Annotated in this window: 20 protein-coding genes and 2 pseudogenes; 14 read left to right on the top strand and 8 right to left on the bottom strand. The window is 45.3% G+C overall.

Annotated features, from left to right (window positions below):
• Positions 1–189 precede the first annotated feature (189 nt).
• The 6 genes and pseudogenes from H6G00_RS06510 to H6G00_RS06485 all read left to right on the top strand — a co-directional run bounded on the left by H6G00_RS06510 (position 190) and on the right by H6G00_RS06485 (position 3,070).
• Entirely contained in the window at positions 190–948 is a 759-nt protein-coding gene (locus H6G00_RS06510; protein ID WP_190796119.1) for a hypothetical protein, read from the top strand.
• 102 nt (positions 949–1,050) lie between these two features.
• A complete protein-coding gene (locus H6G00_RS06505) occupies positions 1,051–1,209 on the top strand; it encodes a hypothetical protein (RefSeq protein WP_190796118.1) in 159 nt (52 codons plus the stop codon).
• A 126-nt stretch (positions 1,210–1,335) separates the two neighbouring features.
• Positions 1,336–1,575, top strand: a complete 240-nt coding sequence (locus H6G00_RS06500) for a hypothetical protein (protein ID WP_190796117.1) — start codon at positions 1,336–1,338, stop codon at positions 1,573–1,575.
• A 66-nt stretch (positions 1,576–1,641) separates the two neighbouring features.
• On the top strand, positions 1,642–2,052 hold the full coding sequence (locus H6G00_RS06495) for a hypothetical protein (protein ID WP_190796116.1): 411 nt from the start codon (positions 1,642–1,644) through the stop codon (positions 2,050–2,052).
• A gap of 69 nt (positions 2,053–2,121) precedes the next feature.
• Positions 2,122–2,304 carry a hypothetical protein gene (locus H6G00_RS06490; protein ID WP_190796115.1) on the top strand — a complete coding sequence of 61 codons (183 nt, stop codon included), beginning with the start codon at positions 2,122–2,124 and terminating at the stop codon, positions 2,302–2,304.
• Between the two features lie 48 nt (positions 2,305–2,352).
• A pseudogene (locus H6G00_RS06485) lies at positions 2,353–3,070 on the top strand (IS6 family transposase).
• A gap of 89 nt (positions 3,071–3,159) precedes the next feature.
• Here the strand turns inward: H6G00_RS06485 and H6G00_RS06480 are convergent.
• The 4 genes from H6G00_RS06480 to H6G00_RS06465 all read right to left on the bottom strand — a co-directional run bounded on the left by H6G00_RS06480 (position 3,160) and on the right by H6G00_RS06465 (position 7,893).
• On the bottom strand, positions 3,160–5,094 hold the full coding sequence (locus tag H6G00_RS06480; RefSeq protein ID WP_190796114.1) for a sodium:proton antiporter: 1,935 nt from the start codon (positions 5,092–5,094) through the stop codon (positions 3,160–3,162).
• Between the two features lie 476 nt (positions 5,095–5,570).
• Entirely contained in the window at positions 5,571–6,308 is a 738-nt protein-coding gene (locus H6G00_RS06475) for a histidine kinase (protein WP_190796113.1), read from the bottom strand.
• A 93-nt stretch (positions 6,309–6,401) separates the two neighbouring features.
• Positions 6,402–7,136 (bottom strand): hypothetical protein, encoded by a 735-nt coding sequence (locus H6G00_RS06470; RefSeq protein WP_190796112.1) that lies wholly within the window; start codon positions 7,134–7,136, stop codon positions 6,402–6,404.
• 583 nt (positions 7,137–7,719) lie between these two features.
• Positions 7,720–7,893: a hypothetical protein gene (locus H6G00_RS06465; protein ID WP_190796111.1), complete on the bottom strand. Its 174-nt coding sequence runs from the start codon at positions 7,891–7,893 to the stop codon at positions 7,720–7,722.
• Positions 7,894–8,012: 119 nt separating this feature from the next.
• Between H6G00_RS06465 and H6G00_RS06460 the strand changes: the two genes are divergently transcribed.
• The 4 genes from H6G00_RS06460 to H6G00_RS06445 all read left to right on the top strand — a co-directional run bounded on the left by H6G00_RS06460 (position 8,013) and on the right by H6G00_RS06445 (position 13,106).
• Positions 8,013–8,423, top strand: coding sequence for a translocation/assembly module TamB domain-containing protein (locus tag H6G00_RS06460; RefSeq protein ID WP_190796120.1), 411 nt, complete (start codon positions 8,013–8,015; stop codon positions 8,421–8,423).
• Positions 8,424–8,751: 328 nt separating this feature from the next.
• Positions 8,752–9,621 carry a hypothetical protein gene (locus H6G00_RS06455; RefSeq protein WP_190796110.1) on the top strand — a complete coding sequence of 290 codons (870 nt, stop codon included), beginning with the start codon at positions 8,752–8,754 and terminating at the stop codon, positions 9,619–9,621.
• Positions 9,622–9,808: 187 nt separating this feature from the next.
• A complete protein-coding gene (locus H6G00_RS06450; RefSeq protein ID WP_199318348.1) occupies positions 9,809–11,791 on the top strand; it encodes a serine hydrolase domain-containing protein in 1,983 nt (660 codons plus the stop codon).
• A gap of 151 nt (positions 11,792–11,942) precedes the next feature.
• Positions 11,943–13,106 carry an HhoA/HhoB/HtrA family serine endopeptidase gene (locus tag H6G00_RS06445; protein ID WP_190796109.1) on the top strand — a complete coding sequence of 388 codons (1,164 nt, stop codon included), beginning with the start codon at positions 11,943–11,945 and terminating at the stop codon, positions 13,104–13,106.
• Between the two features lie 149 nt (positions 13,107–13,255).
• On the opposite strand, the gene H6G00_RS06440 is transcribed toward H6G00_RS06445, so the two are convergent.
• The 3 genes from H6G00_RS06440 to H6G00_RS06430 all read right to left on the bottom strand — a co-directional run bounded on the left by H6G00_RS06440 (position 13,256) and on the right by H6G00_RS06430 (position 15,583).
• A complete protein-coding gene (locus H6G00_RS06440) occupies positions 13,256–14,182 on the bottom strand; it encodes a YihY/virulence factor BrkB family protein (RefSeq protein ID WP_190796108.1) in 927 nt (308 codons plus the stop codon).
• 221 nt (positions 14,183–14,403) lie between these two features.
• Positions 14,404–14,565 carry a hypothetical protein gene (locus H6G00_RS06435; protein ID WP_190796107.1) on the bottom strand — a complete coding sequence of 54 codons (162 nt, stop codon included), beginning with the start codon at positions 14,563–14,565 and terminating at the stop codon, positions 14,404–14,406.
• A 223-nt stretch (positions 14,566–14,788) separates the two neighbouring features.
• The gene (locus H6G00_RS06430) at positions 14,789–15,583 is read right to left on the bottom strand and encodes a hypothetical protein (protein WP_190796106.1); all 795 of its coding nucleotides are present in this window, start codon (positions 15,581–15,583) and stop codon (positions 14,789–14,791) included.
• Positions 15,584–16,377: 794 nt separating this feature from the next.
• On the opposite strand from H6G00_RS06430, the gene H6G00_RS06425 reads away from it, so the two are divergent.
• The 4 genes from H6G00_RS06425 (at position 16,378) to H6G00_RS06410 (ending at position 20,491) form a co-directional block, all read left to right on the top strand.
• Positions 16,378–16,560 carry a hypothetical protein gene (locus H6G00_RS06425; RefSeq protein WP_190796105.1) on the top strand — a complete coding sequence of 61 codons (183 nt, stop codon included), beginning with the start codon at positions 16,378–16,380 and terminating at the stop codon, positions 16,558–16,560.
• A gap of 23 nt (positions 16,561–16,583) precedes the next feature.
• On the top strand, positions 16,584–17,921 hold the full coding sequence (locus H6G00_RS06420) for a DUF2254 domain-containing protein (RefSeq protein WP_190796104.1): 1,338 nt from the start codon (positions 16,584–16,586) through the stop codon (positions 17,919–17,921).
• Between the two features lie 112 nt (positions 17,922–18,033).
• The gene (locus H6G00_RS06415) at positions 18,034–18,888 is read left to right on the top strand and encodes a DUF2382 domain-containing protein (RefSeq protein ID WP_190796103.1); all 855 of its coding nucleotides are present in this window, start codon (positions 18,034–18,036) and stop codon (positions 18,886–18,888) included.
• 292 nt (positions 18,889–19,180) lie between these two features.
• The gene (locus tag H6G00_RS06410) at positions 19,181–20,491 is read left to right on the top strand and encodes an N-acetylmuramoyl-L-alanine amidase (RefSeq protein WP_190796102.1); all 1,311 of its coding nucleotides are present in this window, start codon (positions 19,181–19,183) and stop codon (positions 20,489–20,491) included.
• 184 nt (positions 20,492–20,675) lie between these two features.
• On the opposite strand, the pseudogene H6G00_RS06405 reads toward H6G00_RS06410, so the two are convergent.
• Positions 20,676–20,781: pseudogene (locus H6G00_RS06405) on the bottom strand (IS630 family transposase); the annotation flags it as partial.

The raw sequence follows: 20,781 nt of genomic DNA, 5'->3' as shown, positions 1-20,781 counted from the left end.
CTGGTTTACACTCTGGCTTTGTGAGATTAATCCAGTGCATTAACCAGTTCTCAGGATGGCTTCCTCATCCTGTGCCTCATCGATTTTCCTCCGCCTAGAGTGATGAAAGAGGGATATCTTATGAAAGGTCATTGAAGACGAAAGATTAGTTTTTGCATCAAGTTTCTGCATGTTAGTGAGGTGTAAATCATGGGACTGGTAGATGAGTTGGTGGCTCGTATTGAAGCGGCAAAGAACGGGCAACAGGAAAGCAAAACCCAATTTCAAGAAGCCAGGGATAGCCTTAAGAATCCCAAAGATATTCTTAAAGATCCTCGCTATCAGGTGGAGGCGGCCAGGGAGACAAAATTTTTTGGATGGAAAGTAACAGTACCGGAACGAACAATGCTAGAGTACCTTTTGCTCGACAGTCTCCACTCTATTGGGGGACCTCAGATAGAAAACTTTTATACCATCTATAAACAGGCTAACAATGAGGCGATCGAGCGGTTTCCCGACCCGAGCAGTAACCCTGACCATATACGCAGCGAAGATCGAAATAGATGGCTAAGCACCGATGGACATCGTGATGCCTTTCGTCATACTTATTGGAATAGTTTGTTAACCAAAGACTTTGGAGAACCTTGGGCAGCCGACTATGCTACTGCCCATGAAGCAACGCCAAATAATTGGGCTGCTTCAGAGGCAATGGATTTGCATAACAACGAGGTAGGACGGAGGATTGCTACCGATAATCCTGATGCAAGCCCAGAGGAATTAGCCGATTTGGTTAGACAGGCACTTGATAATGGAGAACTTATTGTTCTTGATAAGAACGGAGAACCTGTTTGGAATAACGACACGAATACTCCCGTGTGTGGACATGGTTTAGCGGCTAAAGAACAGGGAGAAGGTGGACAACCAGCACCAGATGGTTATGAAGTAGCAGTTAATGATTATTATTATTGACAGTAGACAAGACATGTAATGCTATCAATAATGTCTTCGTTAGTTGGACAATCTTCAAACTGCTTTGTAGAAGGTTTCTGTCAGATCAGGAAGATTTAGCTCATGAGTGATGCAACCGCTTCATTAGAGCAACTAGCAACTGAAGTACCGGGGAAACTGAATCTTTTGGTTCAGGAATTACCAGCAGTTCAGGAAGGAGTGGATGGGTTGGAGACGTATTTGGATGAGATGGGCGATTCGTGCCACCGATCGCCTACCTAATTCTAGTGAACACTCTCAGCCTGGTTTTCATCATCATTGACCTTATTCTCACTCTCCAGTAGAGGAAGGATAATTGAGGGAGTATCGCCACTTCTCCAAGGAGTCTGACCCCTGAGAACTGCTGTTGTGTTTTGGCGCAATGTTGCCCATGCTCACCCTGGGCAGGTGAAAGCTGCTGATATTCCTGACACCAGAGTAATTTGCACGGCTGGAGTGGTTGTGAGTGAAGATGACCTGACTCTCAAGCTGAGCTGGGATAGGGCTGTTGAGAAGGATCAGTGGCAGTATGCGATCGCCATCCCTAAAACACTCATTCTCAAGTCAGAGTTTTTTGAAGTTGAAGAAGTTGCAGCGGTCGGAGTATAGCGATGCCTCTTCTTGAACCAAGCGAACGAGTGTGGGAAATCTGTTGCAGCAAGACAGAGGTGAGCCATGCGTAGCGAATTTTTAGGACTTGAAAACGCAACTTTGTTTTTTCAAGTTCTGACTGAGGACACCGAACCAGATGCCTTCGGCAATGTGCCTGCACCCGTTTTTAAGCCTCGGAAGGTGGATGCATTTCTCAAAGTCCCGACCAAGCCGGACGTGGTGAGAACCTTGCAAAACGACCCGAGAACTGAAGCAGATTCGATCGCCCTCAAAGGCTATTGCGTTGAGCCGATGATTTTACCGTCTGTCATTGCTGAGGAGATGGAAGCAGAGCTAACCTTTAACCGCAGACCAGGCAAATTCATCTTAATTAATATCAATCCTCCGTATGGTCGAGATGGTATTGGAGGGCTGATTGAGAAGGAAGCAGGAACTTCAATAGTCGGATGGTTCACGCCCGATCGCCAACAATAATTAGCGATTTCTCTGATCTCGGCTGTGGGTATGCAGTGCCAAGATGAGGCTGCATTTTGAGGATTTAATATGGCATCTCAAACCCCAGCCCAGGACATGCAGGAAGCTCAGGAGATTTGGCGCAAAGCAACACCTGCCGAAAAGTTAATGATGATTGCTTTGCCGTTTGTGGCGTTGTTTTTGGTTGGTGGGGTAATTTATTGGTTGGGTTATCCCTGGACTTGCAGCCGAGCGGTTCCGTCGCAAAAATAGGAACTAAGCATATCATCGGAGAGCCAGTTTTTCTTTGGCTTGAACCCGATGGCAGCTTCCGATCTCTTTAAGTGGCGACACTTTCTTCCCGAAATCATCCTGTTGAATGTGCGCTGGTACTGTCGCTATGCAGTGTCGTATCGAGATTTGGAGGAGATGATGGCAGAGCGCGGAGTCGAGGTGGACCACTCCACAATCAACCGCTGGGTTTTGAAATATGCTCCAGAATTGGATAAACGAATAACGAATTCGCCCTCGTTTGAAACCGACGAACGATTCGTGGCGGGTGGACAAAACGTATATCGAAATCAAAGGGGAGTGGGAATACCTATATCGGGCGGTGGACTCCGAGGGCAACACGCTGGACTTCCGATTGAGCGCGAAACGCGATGGGAAGGCAGCAGCACGCTTTTTCCGCAAAGTATTGAGCGCGAAGCACACTCAAGTTCCACGAGTGATCACCGTCGATAAGAATGCCGCTTATCCCGTGGCAATGGATAAATTGAAGGAAGACCAAACGTTGAAGACTGAGACCCAATTGCGGCAGAGCAAGTATTTGAACAACCTCATCGAGCAGGACCACCGAAACATCAAGCGGATCACAGAACCAATGATGGGATTTCAATCCTTCCACACGGCAAGAAGAACTCTGCGAGGGATTGAGGCAATGAATATGACCCGAAAAGGACAAGTGACCGGGATAGGTCAAGGGGACAGTGTCTCTCAAGCCAAGTTTATCGAAGAAATCTTTGGAATCGCAGGTTAAAGGGGTGATAAGGATAAGAATCGTTGGTACTGTCGCAAAAAATTTTGGAAGCACTATGAGTAGAGCTGAAATACACGTACTACAACACTTTAGATAGTGTTTTGAAAGATCTTTACAACAGACCGCAAAACTGGCTCTGAGAGTGCTTGATCCGGTAAAGGCAAGAGAGTCGAGTGGCTCTGGTTCAATGTCGGTATTTTGGAAAATGAGGCTTTATCTAGCAAAAAGGTGATGCGATCGCCCATATGCCAAGGTTCATTAGCGAGCATAACTTGTAACTGATCTACTCGATTCAGTAAAAGCGGCAGCAAATCACCTGCCGCGATGCAGGCTTGTAATTCAGCTTGCTGTGCGGCAAATTCCTCTGACTGCAATACCACCTCGACCAGCTCCACATCATTCTTGGCGAGAGACTGATTCCACCGATCAAGAGAAACTTGAGCTGCAAAAGCAACCTTGATGCCCGTTGTAGCAAAACTGGGACGATCTCCACAATTCAGCAGGGGTTGAGATAAAGTGGCTACTCGGTCAGGAGAGAATAATTCTAAAGCCCGTTGCGCCAAGATGCCGTTTAGTTCTGGATTGTTAGTCAGCGTCAAGAAAGTGCTCAATGATGCGATCCCTTCTGATTCTAGTTCCTCCAGATCTAAGTATTTGCTGATTATAGGAATGTCATCTAGCTGAACTGGATTAGCATCACTAGCGTTGAGGTCAATCAACGCCACTGTTTCTCCTTTCTGTTGAAGCAGTCGGGCTAGCAATTGACTCAACTGAGTATTCCCCACAATAGCGGTTCTGACCTGCGTTGTCTGTAACCCTAGACAGCGAGCAACCCAGCCTGCTGTAAGTCCTTGAATCAATACTGTCATCAGGATGGTGAGAAAAACGAGCGCTTTCATTGCCTCACCCCCTGCGATGCCTGCTTTTGTAAGGGAAAGTGAAAATAAGGATGCCATTGATGCAGCGACAATGCCACGGGGAGCAAGCCAGGACAAAAAGAACTGCTGTTTCCAGCTAAAGCTCCGATTCCAGGTTGATAGCAGAATGTTGATAGGGCGCACAATGAGCATCAGTGTCAGCACCGTCAGGACAGCTCCCCAACCTAAATCAAGGATACTAGCGATTGACAAATCAGCCGCCAGTAAAATAAACAGCACCGAATTTGCTAGAATCCCCAACTGCTCATTAAACTGCCGAATCAAACGTTCTTCGGGAATTGCAGACGCCCGCAAGACCATACCCATTATCACAGCAACTAGTAGTCCTGATTCGCTTCGCAGCGCTTGTGCCAGACTGAAAGCTCCCCACACTGCCGCAAGTACGACTAGATTCTTCAATTCTTGCGGCAAAGATTTAGATCGTCTCAGCAACAAGCTGAGTAAGCTACCCCCAATCAGTCCAATCGCGGTGCCAATCCCTAGCCTTAGCCCTAATCCTTTCAGCAGCAGCAAGGGTATTGCTGTTCCAACCAGAACTAAGGGCACCTCATGCCGACTTAACACAACCGTGAGAGTAATCACCGCCACGATTGCCCCCAGCGGATCAATCAAAATACCCTCGCCTTCTAGAAGGGTGGCGACTCGCTGTTCAACCCCAATGAGTTTCAGTAAGGGAGTCACAACTGTTGGACCCGTTACTATCACCAATGAGGCGTAGAGAAAGGCGATCGCCCAAGGAAACTGATTCAACGCGTGGGCAGCGATCGCCCCTCCTAAGAGTGTAATCAGCACCCCGACTGTAACCAGATTGCGAAGGCTAATCGAGACACTGCTCAGATTGCGAACCTGTAGGTTCAGTCCTCCCTCAAATAGAACCAAGGCGATCGCTAGAGAAACAATAACTTCTAAGCCGCTACCCAGAAGCGACGGCTCCAGCAACCCTGAGCCACTGGGACCTAGGATGACACCAAATAGCAGCAACAACACAACACTGGGGATCTGAAGCCAGCTAGCTAAAACCTGAGCACCGATACCAACCATTACGGTCGTGCTAATGAGAACTGTAATTGGTAAGGCATCTTCCATCAAATTAATCTGTTAAAGTAAGCTGATCCAAAGCTGCTAAGGCAATCGTATCTAGATATGCCGATTTCGTTTTGAAGTGTTAAGGCACTAAGGTATTCATCTGAGGCAGTGCTTTAACTAGGGGTGAAAAGCTAACGCTCACGTGGTACAGATTAGCTTGAATTTATTTCTTGAGGAACTGTCCATAGGTCTAAAATATCCTTCACTCACACTTCTTTGAGCCAGATTTGTGTGACCACTAAAATCGGTAATCCTAAACCCCAAAGAACGTTCTCAAGGCAGCCAGCAAGGTACTGTCGCAAAAATTTTTCAAAACGCTATCTAAAGTGTTGTAGTACTAGTTCGCTCAGTAAGCTTAGCCCAGCTGTCGCTTTTGCTGTCTAAATTAGTGTAAGAAAAGATGACTTTGAGCGCGAAAACATTGTCTCCATGCCCAAAATCATCTTTAAGTAAGTGAATGAGAATTAGCGGGTTACTTATCGAGTTTGGTTGCGCTGATTAACAGCGTTTCGCTTGTCAACGACAACTACTTCGGGTTCACCGTCGTTATTAATGTCACGAGTGTCAGTTACAACTCCTTTTGTTGCAACTCGTCCACTTTGTGGCTCAGGCTGAACTACTGGATGACTCGTAGTTGTTTCGGTGTTTGCCATGTCAGGAGCATCGTAAATGCCAAACTCTTCGATGTGGCGATCGCGCAGCATAGATTCGACCCGACGCAGGTCATCTTCAGTACCGCTGACCATCAGCAGATATTCACCTGCTTTAACGCGCTCATTGTATGCCTTGGCTCTCTCTTCAGGAATGCCCATTCCAACCAAAGCTCCAATAATGCCGCCCGTTGCTGCACCAATTCCCGCTCCAGCTAAAGTAGAGCCTAGAGCAGAAATTTCTACTCCTGCTGCCAAAATTGGACCAACGCCAGGAATTGCCAACACTCCAACCCCAATCAAGAAGCCGGTAAGGCCACCTAAAACGGTACCCGTTGTAGCACCAACACCAGCACCTTCACTTGCCTCATTACCTTGATTGTCTGTCACCTCTTCAGCGCCTTTAACATCCTCGACGTGCCGAGCGATGAGGGAAACCCTGTTCATGTCATAGTTAACGCTTTTGAGCGCACGAAGCGCATCTTCCACATCTTCCCGCCTTTTGAATACTCCTACAGCACGCTTGTAGTAGCCTGTATTTACAGTTCTGCTTGTATTAATCATTTTTTTTCTTTTGAACTCAACAACAATTCAATCGAGGTTCTATCTTGAACCTTTTTTCTTCCTCTGCAATGCGCCAGGAATTGACCGTGAAGCTTAGCTGCCAGGGGCAGGGTCAACCGCAGAGGGATAAACACCATCCGCTACGATGATTGGTCTTTCGGTGTATCTGGACAGAAATTCCTGAATCTCGTTATCGTCCCAATCCAAGTTGTACTCCTGGAGCAGCTCAGCACTAGGCTGACGCGCTACACCAGTTACTACAACATTTTCTCCTTCCTGGATTGCGTCAACTGGTCCGCCTGCAACATTGCGGTCGATGCCAACCACCAGTATTCCAATGTCATCTACCCAGCCTTCCTCAAATAAAGCGAATGCTCCATCAGTGGTGTCAAGTAGGCGAACATCTCCCTCTACAGCAATTTGCTGATTGAGATAGGTAGAATACTTTTCATAGAGGTCTTCAGGATTGGGAGCAAACGCTAGAGATTGAGCAACAATAGCAGGTTGTCCCTCATATTCTGCATATACTCCTTCGTCTAGATCCAGCCCATATTCATCCTCAATGTCAGCCGCCACAAAAGACTGGACTTCTCCCGTCACTTGAATAGGCACACCTGCCGTCGGAAACTCAAAGGGAGCACCGGTTGTATTTAGCACTAAAATGGACTCGCCATTTTCGGGTTCAACAAAGAAACTGCTCTCACCAACTGTTTCTCCTACCAGGCTTCTGATGGTTACTTGTTGTCCAATGAGACTAGACACATCTGATGAAATATCTTCTGTAGTAACGTTTGTTTGTCCTTCCTGAATTTCATCATTAGGACTCAAAGCGCTACAACTCGAAAGTAAGGAAGCTGCTAGAACTATTCCTCCTATCCCTACTCCTACCTTTTTAAGGACAACATAATTTTGATGCAGCATAAAACACATCTCCCAATTCAATGTTCGGCAAAAAACTTTTAGTATTCGTCTCCTGGAGTAGTCGTTTGTTATACCTACCCTACAGTTCTTAAAAACTAAAGAGTCTTCATTTTTACGATTAAAGGCAAGAACTATCAATCTATGTAAGTAGATGTAACTAGATTGTAGATACTTACACTGTGAATACTTTGCTTGCGGGTTAGATGCTCACATTGCAATTTAATCTGAGTCATCTACTTGGTTTGCTTCAAATCGCCTCGTAACTTTTTTCTTCTCAATCAACAGAAAACAGTCTCGATAAAGAGAGTTTGTGATAAAGCTCTGTCAAAGCAGTGTCAAGAGGTGAACGAACTATGGGCTTATATCATTTATATAAATTTGAGTTGTCTTTCTCATCTTGCCAAGGGTGAATAAACTTTTCCACCCTAAGTTCCACCAGAAAATTCACCTTGATTTCACTTTCTTGTGAAAGACAACAATTAATCAGTATCTACTTCCCAGAATCAATCAGGCGATCGCCCCACGGAAATGGAAAAGAACGAGTTGCCCTTTTCCAATATTGCTTGGCTTCTAGAAGTAACAGCACGATCAAAAACACCACCAAAACAAATAAGCTAAGTACCGATGGGATAGACTGAATGCTACCAATAGATTGCTGTCTCAATCAGCTAATTGCATCTTGTGATGAATAAGGGTAGGTTGAGTAGCTCTCAAGGCATCAACTGCTCAGATAGCTACAATGGTAGCCATTAAGATTTTGGTGGTTTCGTCAGGTATCTACATATTAAAGGAATAGAAATACTTTTACAAAGCTGTTTCTATCATTCCTTTATCAATACATTAGGACAAGCCGATACAACATTGGGGCTAGCGAATCTAGCAGGCTCCGCTTTGTTCTCCAATCTGCAAGGAAATATTAATGATATTGGAGAAGCATTGGGTTTAAGTGAATTGCGCTTGTCTCCAACCATTGTGACCGACCCGGAGTCGGATGTTTCAGTGTTGGGATTAGCGGTAGAGGCAGGCGTTGACATCACCGATGACTTCTCAGTTTCACTGTCACAGGTAATTGCAACGGATGATCCAACTCGTTACAACCTGCTTTATCGCATCAGCGATCAGCTTCGTCTGCGCGGCTCAACTAACTTATCTGGAGAAAGTCGAGTTCTATTAGAATATGAAGCGCGGTTTTAATCATCTTACTTTGCCATAACAATTTACTGCACATAAATGAAATCAGGATGAAAAATTGCTGTGAATTCAGCTTTTCAGTACTTGGAGGGAAGTCATCTGTGTGCTTTAAGGGAGATGTAAATAGCTTTTATAGAAATTACCATTGAACATATTGTGACATTCCACAAGCTGGTCAAGAGCTTTTGAGAAGTAGCAAAACCGGAATGTAACTTCAGTATTCACATCTTGCATCAAACTGCATTCGTGTTGTCAATTTAGAGATCAACGGCTGAGCACTGCTTCAGATAAAGATGTGGGTTCTGATCGTAGTAATTTAGAGGTAACGAAAATGAAAGTACCGAATCAATCTCACTTAGAACGCTATTTTGCAGGTCGAAAGCTTTATGCAGGGGCGATCGCTCTCGCTTTAACAGCACTTATTCTCCCTGCTTGCACCCAGCCAGAAGCAACGACCGAAGGCCCAACCGGTGTGACAACAAACGTTTCCCCAGAAGAGTCCGTTGAAGTAGCGGAAGAAGCAAACGTTCAAGTCGGAGAACTCACAGGTAACGTAGAAGAATATCTGGGACAGACGGTTTCTGTAAGAGGTGAAGCTGAAAACCCAATCGGTGAAGTTGCCTTCGTTCTCCAGGACGACCAGTTGTTCGGTGGTGAAGAAGTTATCGTCTTCAACGCTTCCGGTACTCCTTTCCTACTGCCGGAGGGCGAAATTACCGATGAGGTTCAGGTAACTGGTGAAGTTCGTCAATTGGTAATCGCTGACTTTGAGCGGGACTATGGACTAGATTTAGACCCCGACCTCTACGTAGACTATGAAGACAGACCCGCAATCGTGGCTCAATCCATTGCTTTTGCTCCTGATCCAGAAGAGGTGAGTGAAAACCCAGAAGCGTACTATGGTCAAGTAATTGCGGTTGAAGGTGAAGTCGGAGAACAGCTCGCACCGAATACATTTACCATTCAAGAGGAACAGTTGTTTGGTGGAGAAAATGTACTAGTCGTAGGGGTTGCACCCAGTCCAACTCTTGAGGAAGGAGAAAATGTGGTGATAACAGGCACTCTACGTCCGTATGTAACAGCAGATTTCGAGCGAGATTATGATCTGACCTGGGATCTGAATGTACGAAACCAGATTGAGGCAGAATACACGCAGGAGCCTGTATTGGTCGCTGACGAAGTTTATCCTTCAGCTGAATAAAACAGGTGAAAAGAGCACTGTTAAGACACCCGTAGAATTTACATTCAGGTAAAACGGTCACAATCTGTATTGGAGTGTTTGACTACTTCAACGGTCAAGCACTCCAGTCAAATAACTTTTCAAGAACTCCAATTTCGGATTTTAATAGCAACAACTTTAGGTTCGAATAGTCCAGGTTTGACGACTTATGGTAAGAGCACAAATCTGCCGCCCCTGGCGGAGAAGGCTATTTAAGCGATCGCTCAAACGTATCCTTAGCAGTTTGATGGGATTGGTTCTGGTTTTGCTTTTAGCCGCAACACCAGGTTCAGCGCAAAAAGCACCTCAGCTTCCCGTTGTGACGGATCATCTCCCTGGATTTGATCAGGAGCGATCGTCCGTTTCTCCTACTTCTGAAAAGGTGGTTTTGAATGATCCACAAGAGTTTGAAAACTTTATTGATCAGTTGATTGGGGACGAAATTGCTAAATCCAGTGTCCCTGGTGTCGTTATCTCCGTTGTCAAAGATGGAGAAATTTTCTTTGCTAAAGGCTATGGATATGCCAATTTAGCAGAGAACATTCCAGTTGATGTCGATCGCACTCTGTTTCGCGTTGCTTCTCTCTCCAAGCTGTTCACTGCCACGGCAACGATGCAGCTCTATGAGCAGGGTCTACTCGATGTGAATGAGGATGTTAGCCCGTATCTCGACTTTAAACTGGATAATCCCTTTTCGGAGCCAGTAACTTTTGCACGTCTAATGATGCACACGGACGGCAGTACAGTACGCCGCATTGGACTTGCTGCTCAAACCGAAGCGGAAATGACTCCTTTAGGGAAATATCTGACTGACCACATGCCCCCCATCGCCTGGCAACCTGGAAAGCTATACAGTTACTCTAGCCACAGTACTGCCTTATTGGGATATCTAGTCGAGAAGATTTCTGGTACGCCCTTTGCTCAATATATTGACGAACATATTCTGCAACCGCTAGATATGCCGCGCAGTACGTTTCTCCAACCGCCACCACCCGAACTTGCAGACAATTTGGCGGTAGGTTATCAAAAGCAAGGAGGAACATTTAAACCAGTTCCCTACCTGTATCTAAATATTGCTCCGGCAGCGTCGTTGAGTGCAACGGCGACCGACATGGCACATTTTATGATTGCTCATCTACTCGACGGTCGCTATCAGGATGAACGCATCCTACAGCCGGAAACCACGCGACTAATGCACGAAACCCATTTTACTCAACATCCCAAGCTACCTGGCACAGGGTACAGCTTTCGGGAAAGATTAGTGAACAATATTCGCACGATTGGTCACTTGGGTAGCTTGAGAGGGTATTCCAGTTCCCTTACACTAATGCCTGATCAAAATATTGGCATTTTTGTCGCAGCCAATGCATTTAGTGGCATTCACAGCAAACTATTAACTCAGTTCTTCGATCGCTATTTTCCGGCTTCAGAAGATCCGGCTCCACTCAGTTCTTCCATTGATATTGACCCAAATCGGTTTACGGGAGTTTACCGTGACCTGGAATTTCCTCGTCATACAATGACAAAAATATCAGGAGTATTTAAACATATCAGGATTACTGCTGGAGAGGATGAGTCGTTACTGATTCAAACTCCAAATCTGTTTTTTCTAGGCAATCCCGGACAAACACGGTTAGTGCCAATCGAGCCGCAGCTATTTCGGAGGGCGGGTGATAATGCGCTGACCAGTTTTGGAGAAGGCACAGAGGGAGATGTTGCTTTTGCGTTCAATCCTATATATCCCAAACTTGGTGCTTATGAGCGAGTTCCTTGGCATGAAACGATTTGGGTTCAGCTAGGGTTGGCAGGCGTTTGTACCGTGTTTTTCCTATCGGCTTGTGTAGCCTGGCTAATTCGCCCCTTGATTCAGCAAATTCGAGGTAAACGCTCCAAGGAAAAACCCTTCGATTGGGCATTAAACATTGCCGGGATAGTGGGGTTGCTGAATCTAGTTTTCCTGATTGGGCTGCCTTTGTATTTCTGGCTGATTGGTGTATGGAAGTTGGTATATGGAGTGCCTACAGTAGCGATCGCACTCCTTTGTCTGCCCTTAATTGCTGCTGCCCTGACATTCGTTTTACCTGTTGTAACCGTCACTGTTTGGAACAGAGGGTATTGGTCTTTTCAGGAGCGATCGCACTATCTTTGGTAACACTTGCAGCGATCGTATTCATTCCCTTCTTACTCTACTGGAACCTGTTAGGGTTCCATTTCTAACACCATGTTTTAACTCAGCGTCTCCTCAATGAAGCATCGTTTAGAAGTACATCTCAATAGAATTGACCCTGTTTAACAAAGGAAAAATGCAGCATTTACTAAAACACTCCAAACTGTACTTAGCAGTGTTACTCCTGAGTGGCAGCGCAGGATGTAGCTATTTCAAAAGTGAGGCAACTCAGGCTCAAAACTTCCCGTTTAATTTAGGCGGCGATCGCCCCACTCTAACTAGCCCCAACTTTATTGCAGAAGTGGTGCAGTCTGTCGGCCCTGCCGTCGTCCGTATTGATGCCACACGAACAGTAGAAACACCCTCCACCTCTAATAATCCCATCATTGAGCGCTTCTTTGGAAATCAATTTGGCGGTGAATTTGTTCCTCCCGAACAGCGAGTGCAGCAGGGCACTGGTTCTGGATTCATTATCAGTGAAGAGGGACATATCATCACTAATGCTCATGTGGTAGATGGTGCAGACAGCGTCAATGTTGTGCTCAAAGATGGTCGCTCTTTTGAAGGCGAAGTTTTGGGTGCTGATCCAATCACTGATATTGCGGTTATCAAAGTAGAAGCCGATGCACTACCCACGGTTGAACTGGGAGATTCAAAGAGTCTAGTGCCAGGACAGTGGGCGATCGCCATTGGTAATCCCCTAGGCTTGAACAACACGGTCACCCAAGGCATTATCAGCGCAACGGGACGCAGAGGTTCAGATATTGGCATTCAAGACAAGCGGCTTGACTTTATTCAAACCGATGCTGCGATTAATCCAGGTAACTCTGGCGGGCCACTGCTGAATGCTGAAGGAGCAGTGATTGGGGTCAATACAGCCATTATTCAGGGGGCACAAGGGTTAGGATTCGCCATTCCGATTGACCAAGCAGAACGAATTGCTGAACAACTGATTGAGACAGGACGGGTAGAACATCCCTATTTGGGCGTTCGCCTGGTTGAATTAACTCCTGAGATTCAAGCGGAAATCAACCAGAGTGATATAGGGATTACCGTGAGTCAGGATGAGGGGGTGTTGATTGTGGCGATCGCTGCCAACTCTCCAGCAGCACAGGCTGGATTACAACCAGGTGACATCATCACTCAAGTAAATGATGTGGCGATCGAAACGGCTGACCAAGTACAAGACCAAGTAGAAACAACGCCATTAGGAGAACCATTACAGCTCACTGTTAATCGCAACGGTTCCACTCAGCAGCTAACGGTTAGACCAGAGCAACTACCTATAGGATCGCAGTAATCAATTCTTCTATACCTTGAACTAAAGTTTAGACCAAAAGCTAAAGATCAGTTGAAACTGATTAAGCTACATGGAATCGATGCTGTTACTCTCCGTTCTAACTTACCTTCGTACTGTCATAACAAAATCCATTTTGAGCAAAAACTTCTCTACCGTTTCTGATTTTGGTTTGAATCCTTGGCAGTTTCGTGATAGGGAGTCATCCTGACAGCGTGGCTATTTGGAACAATCGGCCTGCCGTATCTTCTTGCATAGACCTGGGTAAATTCTGCGCCGATGAGGAGGATATGGGCAGAATAGTAAACCCAGGTAATAACAACTACTAAAGAACCTGCTACTCCATAAGCTGAGCCTAAGTTTGTTCGTCCTAAAATTATTCCAAACAAAAATTGACCAATTACAAAGAAAACCGCAGTGACCGTTGCTCCAACGGCTGTGTCTCGAAAAGAAACCCTAACATCAGGAAGCACCTTGTAGATCAGGGCAAATAATAGCGTAATTACACCAAATGAAATAGTAAAGTTCACAACCTGCCAGAAAAAGCTAGGGACGACAACAGAATCATTCAAATAGCTAAATACGGCTGTTAAGACAGCGCTAAATACAAATGACACAAGCAGCAAAAACGCAATGACCAGCACCATTGCAAACGATAAAACTCGCTTGCGAACGAAATAGCCCAAATTGAACTGTGGCGCTGGTTTTACCTCCCAAACCCGGTTGAGCGCCCGCTGAAGCTGTACAAAGACGTTGGAAGCACCAAAAACTAAAATTCCTAGATTCAACCAGAGTTGCCAGGACTTCCAGTCAGTTGTGGATAGACGAGTGTTGGCGATCGCCGTCTCAATTACTTCTGCCCCTTCTCGACCAATCACACTCTGCAATTGCTCTACAATTCTGCCTTGAGCAGCCTCTTCCCCAAACAAAATTCCCACAAGTGCAATCACAATGATCAGCAGTGGAGCGAGAGAAAATATCGTGTAATAAGCTAACGACGATGCTAAAACAGAAAATTGCTTAAGCTGCCATTCTGCAAAAGTTGCTTGCAATAATCTCCAAATATTTCGCCAACGCATTCGCAAGAGATGGTAACAAAAGAATAAAAAGTTTGAACGAAACCCGTAACTTAGCAGTGACCAGCTTAATAACGTACTTGATATGCACGAATCAGAACAAGACAGATGGCATCAAAAGTCGTTCGTAAAAGTGTTGCTAATGCTGCTTCTACCCCTAATTATAGGGGATCTTTATCTCATCTTTACTCGATTTGCTTTAAGACGACCTGTGAATGCCCCGATTACACCTGAAACACCTGCTCAGAGGAATGAGGTAGGTTCAATCCTTCTTCTCTTACCTCTCGACGTGCTTTAAGTAGCAGATTGCCGAGAATATAAATAGCAAACAGCGCTATGACTGCAATAACTGCATACAAGATAGAGTTGCTAGGACGCTTGTTCATAAATTTGTTTTAAGCCTTATGACGAGGTATCAAAAATTTGGCGACTAGATGCTTTTCCAATAGATAGCCGGCACTAAGCCATGAGCAAAGTGAGAGGGGCACTTCTTAAATTACCCCTCTCACCTTAACGTCAAATGAATGCGTTGCTTTACTCGTTTTCAATACGAGTAAACGAGTAAAGCCTAAGTTAAAACGGACGAGGAGTCTGACTTATTTCTCTGAACTAGTTCAGAAAGATTTGACCATCTTCCTGAATTCTCAGCACACCCTGGTTGTCGTCAAGACTAATTTCTTCATCTAGTGAAACTTCCACCATGCCTTCCATAACCTGGATGGGAGCCATTCTTAGAAGACCATCATCCTGTCGAACAGCGGTAATAGTTGCTGGTAAAGATATGCCTCTCAAAGTAGCCTGCTCACCACCTGGCAGTACCCGTCGCTGAGTATCTCCAATTACCTCATACGTAACGATCGCATTAGTGTTATTGGTCAACTGAACATCAACCATACCGTCTATTGGCATGATGGAGGCAACAGGTTGACTTCTCTCTCCCGGCAGCGGAGGCTGAACGGGTAGAGTTTCAGCTGTTCCAGGTCGGTTAAATGCTTCAGGAGCAGTAGTTGGAGCATCTGCTGGATTAATGGCTTGAGGTGTCAAATCTGCACCAGGCAATTCACCACCGGGCTGGCTGGTATAAGGTGCCTGATCAAATATACCGGGCCGTGGAGATGCAGCTTGATTTGTAATTTGTCCATCTCCTGAGTTACCCAATGTCACGCCCGATGGAGCCGTAGCCTGATTAATACCTAGCTGTTGGCTAATTGCATTAGATGGACATCCTTCAGGAACTAAGGTGCTGCTGTTAAAGGGTTCTTCGTAATAGATGCGAGGACAAGGATTGATCTCCCCCTCAGTCTGTGCAGACGCAGGTTGAGCCATTAAGGGTAAACCCACAAGCAAACTGCCAGAAACAACACCTAACGCTTTCAGGCTGTTCTTGATCGTGTTTAGAAACATAAATACCTCCTAATTCATTGAGATTTATCTAAAACCTCTTTCAACTTATTTATCAGGTTAATAAAGTAGAGGAAGAATAATCCCTTGCATTAGGTATAAATTTGCTTTTGAAACACTCAAACTGATGAGTGAGGTAAGCCAATATTACCAAGCAATACTGATCAATATATTCATTCTGAATTAATTTGTAGAATGAGCAATTTAAGAGAACTGTAATCCTGTGAAATCCTTTACTGCGGGGGATTTGGAATTACAGGCAATTGTATGGCAAACGTGACAAACAGCACTGTTGTCAAATTAAATCGTAATTCTAAATAGTATGTTTTTCTGTAGAATTTAACACCCAATTATGAAGTTCATACAATGATGAAATCAGCGTGAAATTTTTCTATTCTCCAAAGATGAACTTCTCTTCATCCTGCGTTCCCTCTATGGGTAGAAGAGAATAAAGAGAAGCTCTTCTAAAAATAATTAAGCTGCTAGGTTATGCATTTTGCTCAAGCTTTACTATTAAAGTGAAGTTGGGCGCTCGACACTTTCGGATCTGGAGTGGTACACCTGCATGTAACAGAGTCATTTACGAATTGGAGGCATGTCAAAGTCCTGATTAAACTCACAAAACTTATGTTGTGAGCATCCATCCCAACATTGTTAGTGTTTCTAGATTGATGATGCTAGCAATATAGGAAATTAGACATGCTTCCTTTCCTATTGGTTGTTGATTCTTGTAACCAGGTTATTCATAAATAACCTGGTTGCACAGCAAAATTTTTTGAGAATTAGGAGAAACATCTGTGTCTACAACTCTTTGGAAAAATTTAGCTCGCTGGATTACTGCGGGTGCTTTACTCACCTTTGCGGTTGGTTGTGCTCCTGAGGTGGAAGAGGAGGGTGTTGAAGAAGGCATAGGCGTTGAGGAAGAGGTGGAAGAGGAAGGGATTGTAGAAGAGGAAGAGGTGGAAGAGGAAGGAGAGTAGAAATTCACAATCAGGCAGCACTGATGAGAAATGCTAAGCTGAATAAGCTGTGGGATGCGCTCCATTCAAGCTATTGGTTCTTACCAAGTATTATGGTGGTCGCAGCGATCGCCCTAGCCTTTGGCATGTTGGTCGTTGATCGAACCACTCCAAAAAGCTTGGAAAGTCTGAGTTGGATTTACAGCGGTGGCCCAGATGGAGCGCGAGCGCTGCTTTCAGCCGTCGCGGGCTCAATGATTACTGTGACAGCAACGGCATTCTCAATCACAATTGTTGCACTTCAGCTTGCTGCGTCTAATTTTGGCCCACGGCTGCTGCGTAACTTCATGCAGGATACAGGAAACCAGATTGTTCTCGGTACTTTCTTAGGCACCTTTGTTTACTGTTTGCTGATCCTGCGAACCGTTCGCGGTGAAGATTATACATTTTTTGTACCGCACCTTTCAGTCACTGTTGGTGTCATATTGGCGATCGCCAGTGTTGGTACACTTATCTATTTCATCCATCATGCCTCGACCATCATTCAAGCCTCGCATGTCATCACTGGAGTGAGTGCTGATTTGGATGATGCCATTGCTCGACTCTTTCCAGAAGAGATTGGCACTGCCAAGTTAAAGCAGCGACAGGTCAGTGAGATTCCTGCCAACTTTAAGGCGAAGGCTCAACCCATTGCGGCAAATAAAACAGGTTATTTACAGGTCATTGACGATCAAAAGCTGATGAAGATTGCCTGTAAACATAATCTTCTCGTGTGGATCAAAACTCGTCCTGGCAAGTTCATTGCGAAGGGCGACAAATTTGTGATGGTCTATCCAGGGGACAAGATCAACCAAAAACTGATTGAGCAAATCACCGATGTGTTCATTATTGGGAAGGAGCGTAATGAACAGCAAGACGTAGAATTTCCCATCGATCAACTTGTTGAAATCGCCCTGCGTGCTATTTCTCCTGCTGTGAATGATCCGTTCACGGCAATTCGCTGTATAGACCGACTGGGTGCCGGTCTTGCTCAGCTGGCCCAGCGAGATTTCCCTTCTCCCTATCGCTATGACGATCAGAGTAACCTTCGGGTGATCGCTGAACGGGTAACTTTTGAAGAACTGGTTAGTTCAGCTTTCAATCAAATTCGACGGTATGCTCAGTCTGATGCTGCGGTTACTATTCGCCTATTGAATGCGATCGCCCTCATCGCCACTCACACGCAAAATCACAAGTATCAAGCTGCTTTACAAGGTCAGGCTGAGATGATTCAGCAGGGTGCTTGTAAAAAGTTATCGGAGCAGCAAGATCAGGAAGATGTAAAGCGTCACTATTACAGCCTGATCGAACTGTTGCAGCAGACTAATTGCAATAATGAGTGAGATAACAATAATGAGTGAATTCAAATGTGGTACCTCCCCCAATAGTGAGACGCATTGATGGAATTCTTTTTTTACTGTGAACATGATGAAAGAATAGAAAAGGAGAGCTAATATGCCTCTAGTAAAACTTCAAGATTTTTATCCCAACTATCATGAAGAAGGTCTTGACGCAGACCAAATTAAGAATTTCGATGTGTATGCTCAGAATAACGATAAGGTGGGTTCAATCGAATACATCTTGATCGATGACCAAGATGGAAAATTTCGTTACTTTGTCGTTGACACAGGTTTCTGGATTTTTGGTAAAAAAGTGTTGTTGCCTGTTGGTGTTGCAACGGTGAGTTATAGCGATCGCCGAGTATATGTCAGAGAGTTAACCAAGCAGCAGGTCGAAGCTCTGCCTAACTTTGATGAGTTAGAAAAGGTCGATTATGACTATGAAGAGCAAGTTCGAGACACCTATCGTCCCATTGTGGCGGGTGAAAGTGTGCAATCAAGTGGCGTTCGGACAGATCGAGATTCCTATAACTATCAACAAGAGTCATCTCTGTACGACTTGAATGAGCGTGATCATCAAAGTCTAAAACTGTATGAGGAAAAACTGATTGCAGGTAAAAGTAGGCAAAAGACAGGAGAAGTTGCTGTCGGTAAGCGAGTTGAGACAGAAACTGCACGAGTCGCCGTGCCAGTTGAAAAGGAGCGAGTTGTGATTGATCGAACTACTCCAACTCAAGGAACCGCTAAGGTTGACCCCAGCAATGCTGACTTTAAAGATCGAGAAGTTGCTCGCATGGATGTGTACGAGGAAACAGCCGATATTCACAAAGAAGCGTTTGTTCGTGAGCAGGTCAACATTAGGAAGGAAGTGCAACAAGATACAGTAGAGGCTGAGGAAGAAGTTCGACGAGAAGAACTGGATTTGGATACGCAGGGCCGTCCAGTTGTGGATAAGAAGAAGCGACGCTAAACCAACACACAAGCTGTAGGAAATGATAGTTGCAACTGGGTTATTTTGTTTGTTAAGTAAAGCTTGCAAAATAGCCCTCCCTTTCGGGATAACAAAGCTTTTGAAGAGTTTGAACGATGAATGGCAAGAAACTAGCAGAAGAAATTGCTGTTGTGATAGGCTTTGATTCGTGTTGAATTTTGCTTTGCTAACCTACTGATCTATACTAATTCAGAGAATTTTGGCGATAAATTAGTTTTCTGAAGAGGTTTGGCGATGCCAAGCCGTTTCATCTTTAAAGGAAAGCCGAAGGATGGGACGAATTTTTCTCTATGCAAACCAGTCGGCGGCAATCGATGAAACTGCTGAAGCAGCATTAGTTCGGATACGCGATCGGGTAGTTGATCTATTGCGATCGCGCGGTTTTACGGTTTTTACAGTCCCTCCATTAGAGCTATCAGGGGCGATCGCCTGGATTAATCGCCGTGCCCGACCGGGCGACGTAGCGCTGGCCATTCAAACCGATGCCTTTGGCAATCCTGCGGCACGAGGGGCAAGCATTTTTTACATTGCTGACAATCAGGAACGCCAGGAGCAAGCGCAACTGGTGCTGCTCTCTTTGCTTCAGGAGATACCCAATTTAGTCAGCCGAGGGGCGATCCCTGACAGCGCAACCGGTTTGGGTAGATTAGAATTTATCCGTCAAGTCACGATTCCGTCTCTGGTTCTCAATATTGGTTTTTTCACAAACCCAACGGAGCGATCGCTGATTCAAAATCGCACCCAAGACATTGCCCAAGGCATTGCTAACGGGTTAACCGTTTGGAGCCAGGAAGTTTCTGGCGTTACGCCTGTCCCTCCCACTTATCCGCCGATTAATATCAGCATCAATAATCAAGCTTATGAGGACCGTGGAATCATTGTTGAGGGAAATGCCTACGTTCCAGTTGATGTTGTTGAACGACTGGATATTGACTTAACCCAGCCTGCCACCGTTCGTCTAATTGATTATGGTGGTGTTGCCTATATCAGAGCGATTGATCTGCGAGAGGCAGGAGTATTTGTCGGTTGGGATGCCAGTACCCGCACGGTAATTCTGCGAACTGTTCAACCTCTTACCCCCAGTGAGATTGGCAAGATCAACGGTTCGGGTTCTCTTTCAGAGGCACAACTAGAGAACTTTTTGCGATCGGTGAATCCCCAAGCTTTGGAACAATATCCTGATATTGCCGAACTGTACATTCAGGAAGCAGCAATTGAAGGCATCAACTCCGATATTGCCTTCGCGCAAGCCCTGCTAGAAACGGGTTTCTTCAGCTTTGTGGGTGGTTTGGAAGCTACTCAGAACAACTTTGGTGGGTTAGGGACAGTTGGTGGTAGCGGAGAAACCGCATCTTTTCCCAGCGCTCGCTTGGGAGTGCGTGCCCACATTCAGCACTTGAAAGCTTATGCAAACGAAGAACCTGTTGTGCAAGAAATTGTCGATCCCCGGTTTCGATTTGTGCGACGTGGAGCGTCTTCTAGAGTAGAGCTGCTTAGCGGTCGCTGGTCAGCAGATCCACAGTATGGAGAAAAAGTGCTGGCAATTTTAAGACGACTTTATCAATCGGCAGGCTTGCTTTGAGTCTGCTTTAAGCCTGTTTCTAGTCAGGAGCTGTCACTACCACACTCACCTCTGAAAATACTATGAACTTACATCTACGAACTGCAAAACGAGTAGCCATCCTGGTTGAGCAGGATTTTGAAGATCTGGAGTTTAATATTCCAGATACAGCCTTGCGCCATGATGGAGTTGAGGTTGTATAGCTCTACGGGAGCACGTTAGGACAGGTTTTGAAAGCTGCATCTATACAATTGTGAAAACTCTCAAACTCACTCCATCGTTGTCGCATCCAGTTCTTGAGCACAAACCAC

Source organism: Leptolyngbya sp. FACHB-541 (assembly GCF_014695875.1).
GTDB lineage: Bacteria > Cyanobacteriota > Cyanobacteriia > Elainellales > Elainellaceae > JAAUTN01.
Note: the sequence above shows the minus strand (reverse complement) of the source record. Positions and strands in the feature narration are given on the sequence as shown.

Excerpts from the sequence above, each read along its gene's own strand:
- H6G00_RS06415 (WP_190796103.1), top strand. The coding sequence starts at position 18,034 with ATGCCTCTAGTAAAACTTCAAGATTTTTATCCCAACTATCATGAAGAA.
- H6G00_RS06420 (WP_190796104.1), top strand. The coding sequence starts at position 16,584 with ATGAGAAATGCTAAGCTGAATAAGCTGTGGGATGCGCTCCATTCAAGC.
- H6G00_RS06410 (WP_190796102.1), top strand. The coding sequence starts at position 19,181 with ATGGGACGAATTTTTCTCTATGCAAACCAGTCGGCGGCAATCGATGAA.
- H6G00_RS06495 (WP_190796116.1), top strand. The coding sequence starts at position 1,642 with ATGCGTAGCGAATTTTTAGGACTTGAAAACGCAACTTTGTTTTTTCAA.
- H6G00_RS06455 (WP_190796110.1), top strand. The coding sequence starts at position 8,752 with ATGAAAGTACCGAATCAATCTCACTTAGAACGCTATTTTGCAGGTCGA.
- H6G00_RS06450 (WP_199318348.1), top strand. The coding sequence starts at position 9,809 with ATGGTAAGAGCACAAATCTGCCGCCCCTGGCGGAGAAGGCTATTTAAG.
- H6G00_RS06480 (WP_190796114.1), bottom strand. The coding sequence starts at position 5,094 with ATGGAAGATGCCTTACCAATTACAGTTCTCATTAGCACGACCGTAATG.
- H6G00_RS06435 (WP_190796107.1), bottom strand. The coding sequence starts at position 14,565 with ATGAACAAGCGTCCTAGCAACTCTATCTTGTATGCAGTTATTGCAGTC.
- H6G00_RS06440 (WP_190796108.1), bottom strand. The coding sequence starts at position 14,182 with ATGCGTTGGCGAAATATTTGGAGATTATTGCAAGCAACTTTTGCAGAA.
- H6G00_RS06445 (WP_190796109.1), top strand. The coding sequence starts at position 11,943 with ATGCAGCATTTACTAAAACACTCCAAACTGTACTTAGCAGTGTTACTC.
- H6G00_RS06510 (WP_190796119.1), top strand. The coding sequence starts at position 190 with ATGGGACTGGTAGATGAGTTGGTGGCTCGTATTGAAGCGGCAAAGAAC.
- H6G00_RS06430 (WP_190796106.1), bottom strand. The coding sequence starts at position 15,583 with ATGTTTCTAAACACGATCAAGAACAGCCTGAAAGCGTTAGGTGTTGTT.
- H6G00_RS06505 (WP_190796118.1), top strand. The coding sequence starts at position 1,051 with ATGAGTGATGCAACCGCTTCATTAGAGCAACTAGCAACTGAAGTACCG.
- H6G00_RS06490 (WP_190796115.1), top strand. The coding sequence starts at position 2,122 with ATGGCATCTCAAACCCCAGCCCAGGACATGCAGGAAGCTCAGGAGATT.
- H6G00_RS06475 (WP_190796113.1), bottom strand. The coding sequence starts at position 6,308 with ATGATTAATACAAGCAGAACTGTAAATACAGGCTACTACAAGCGTGCT.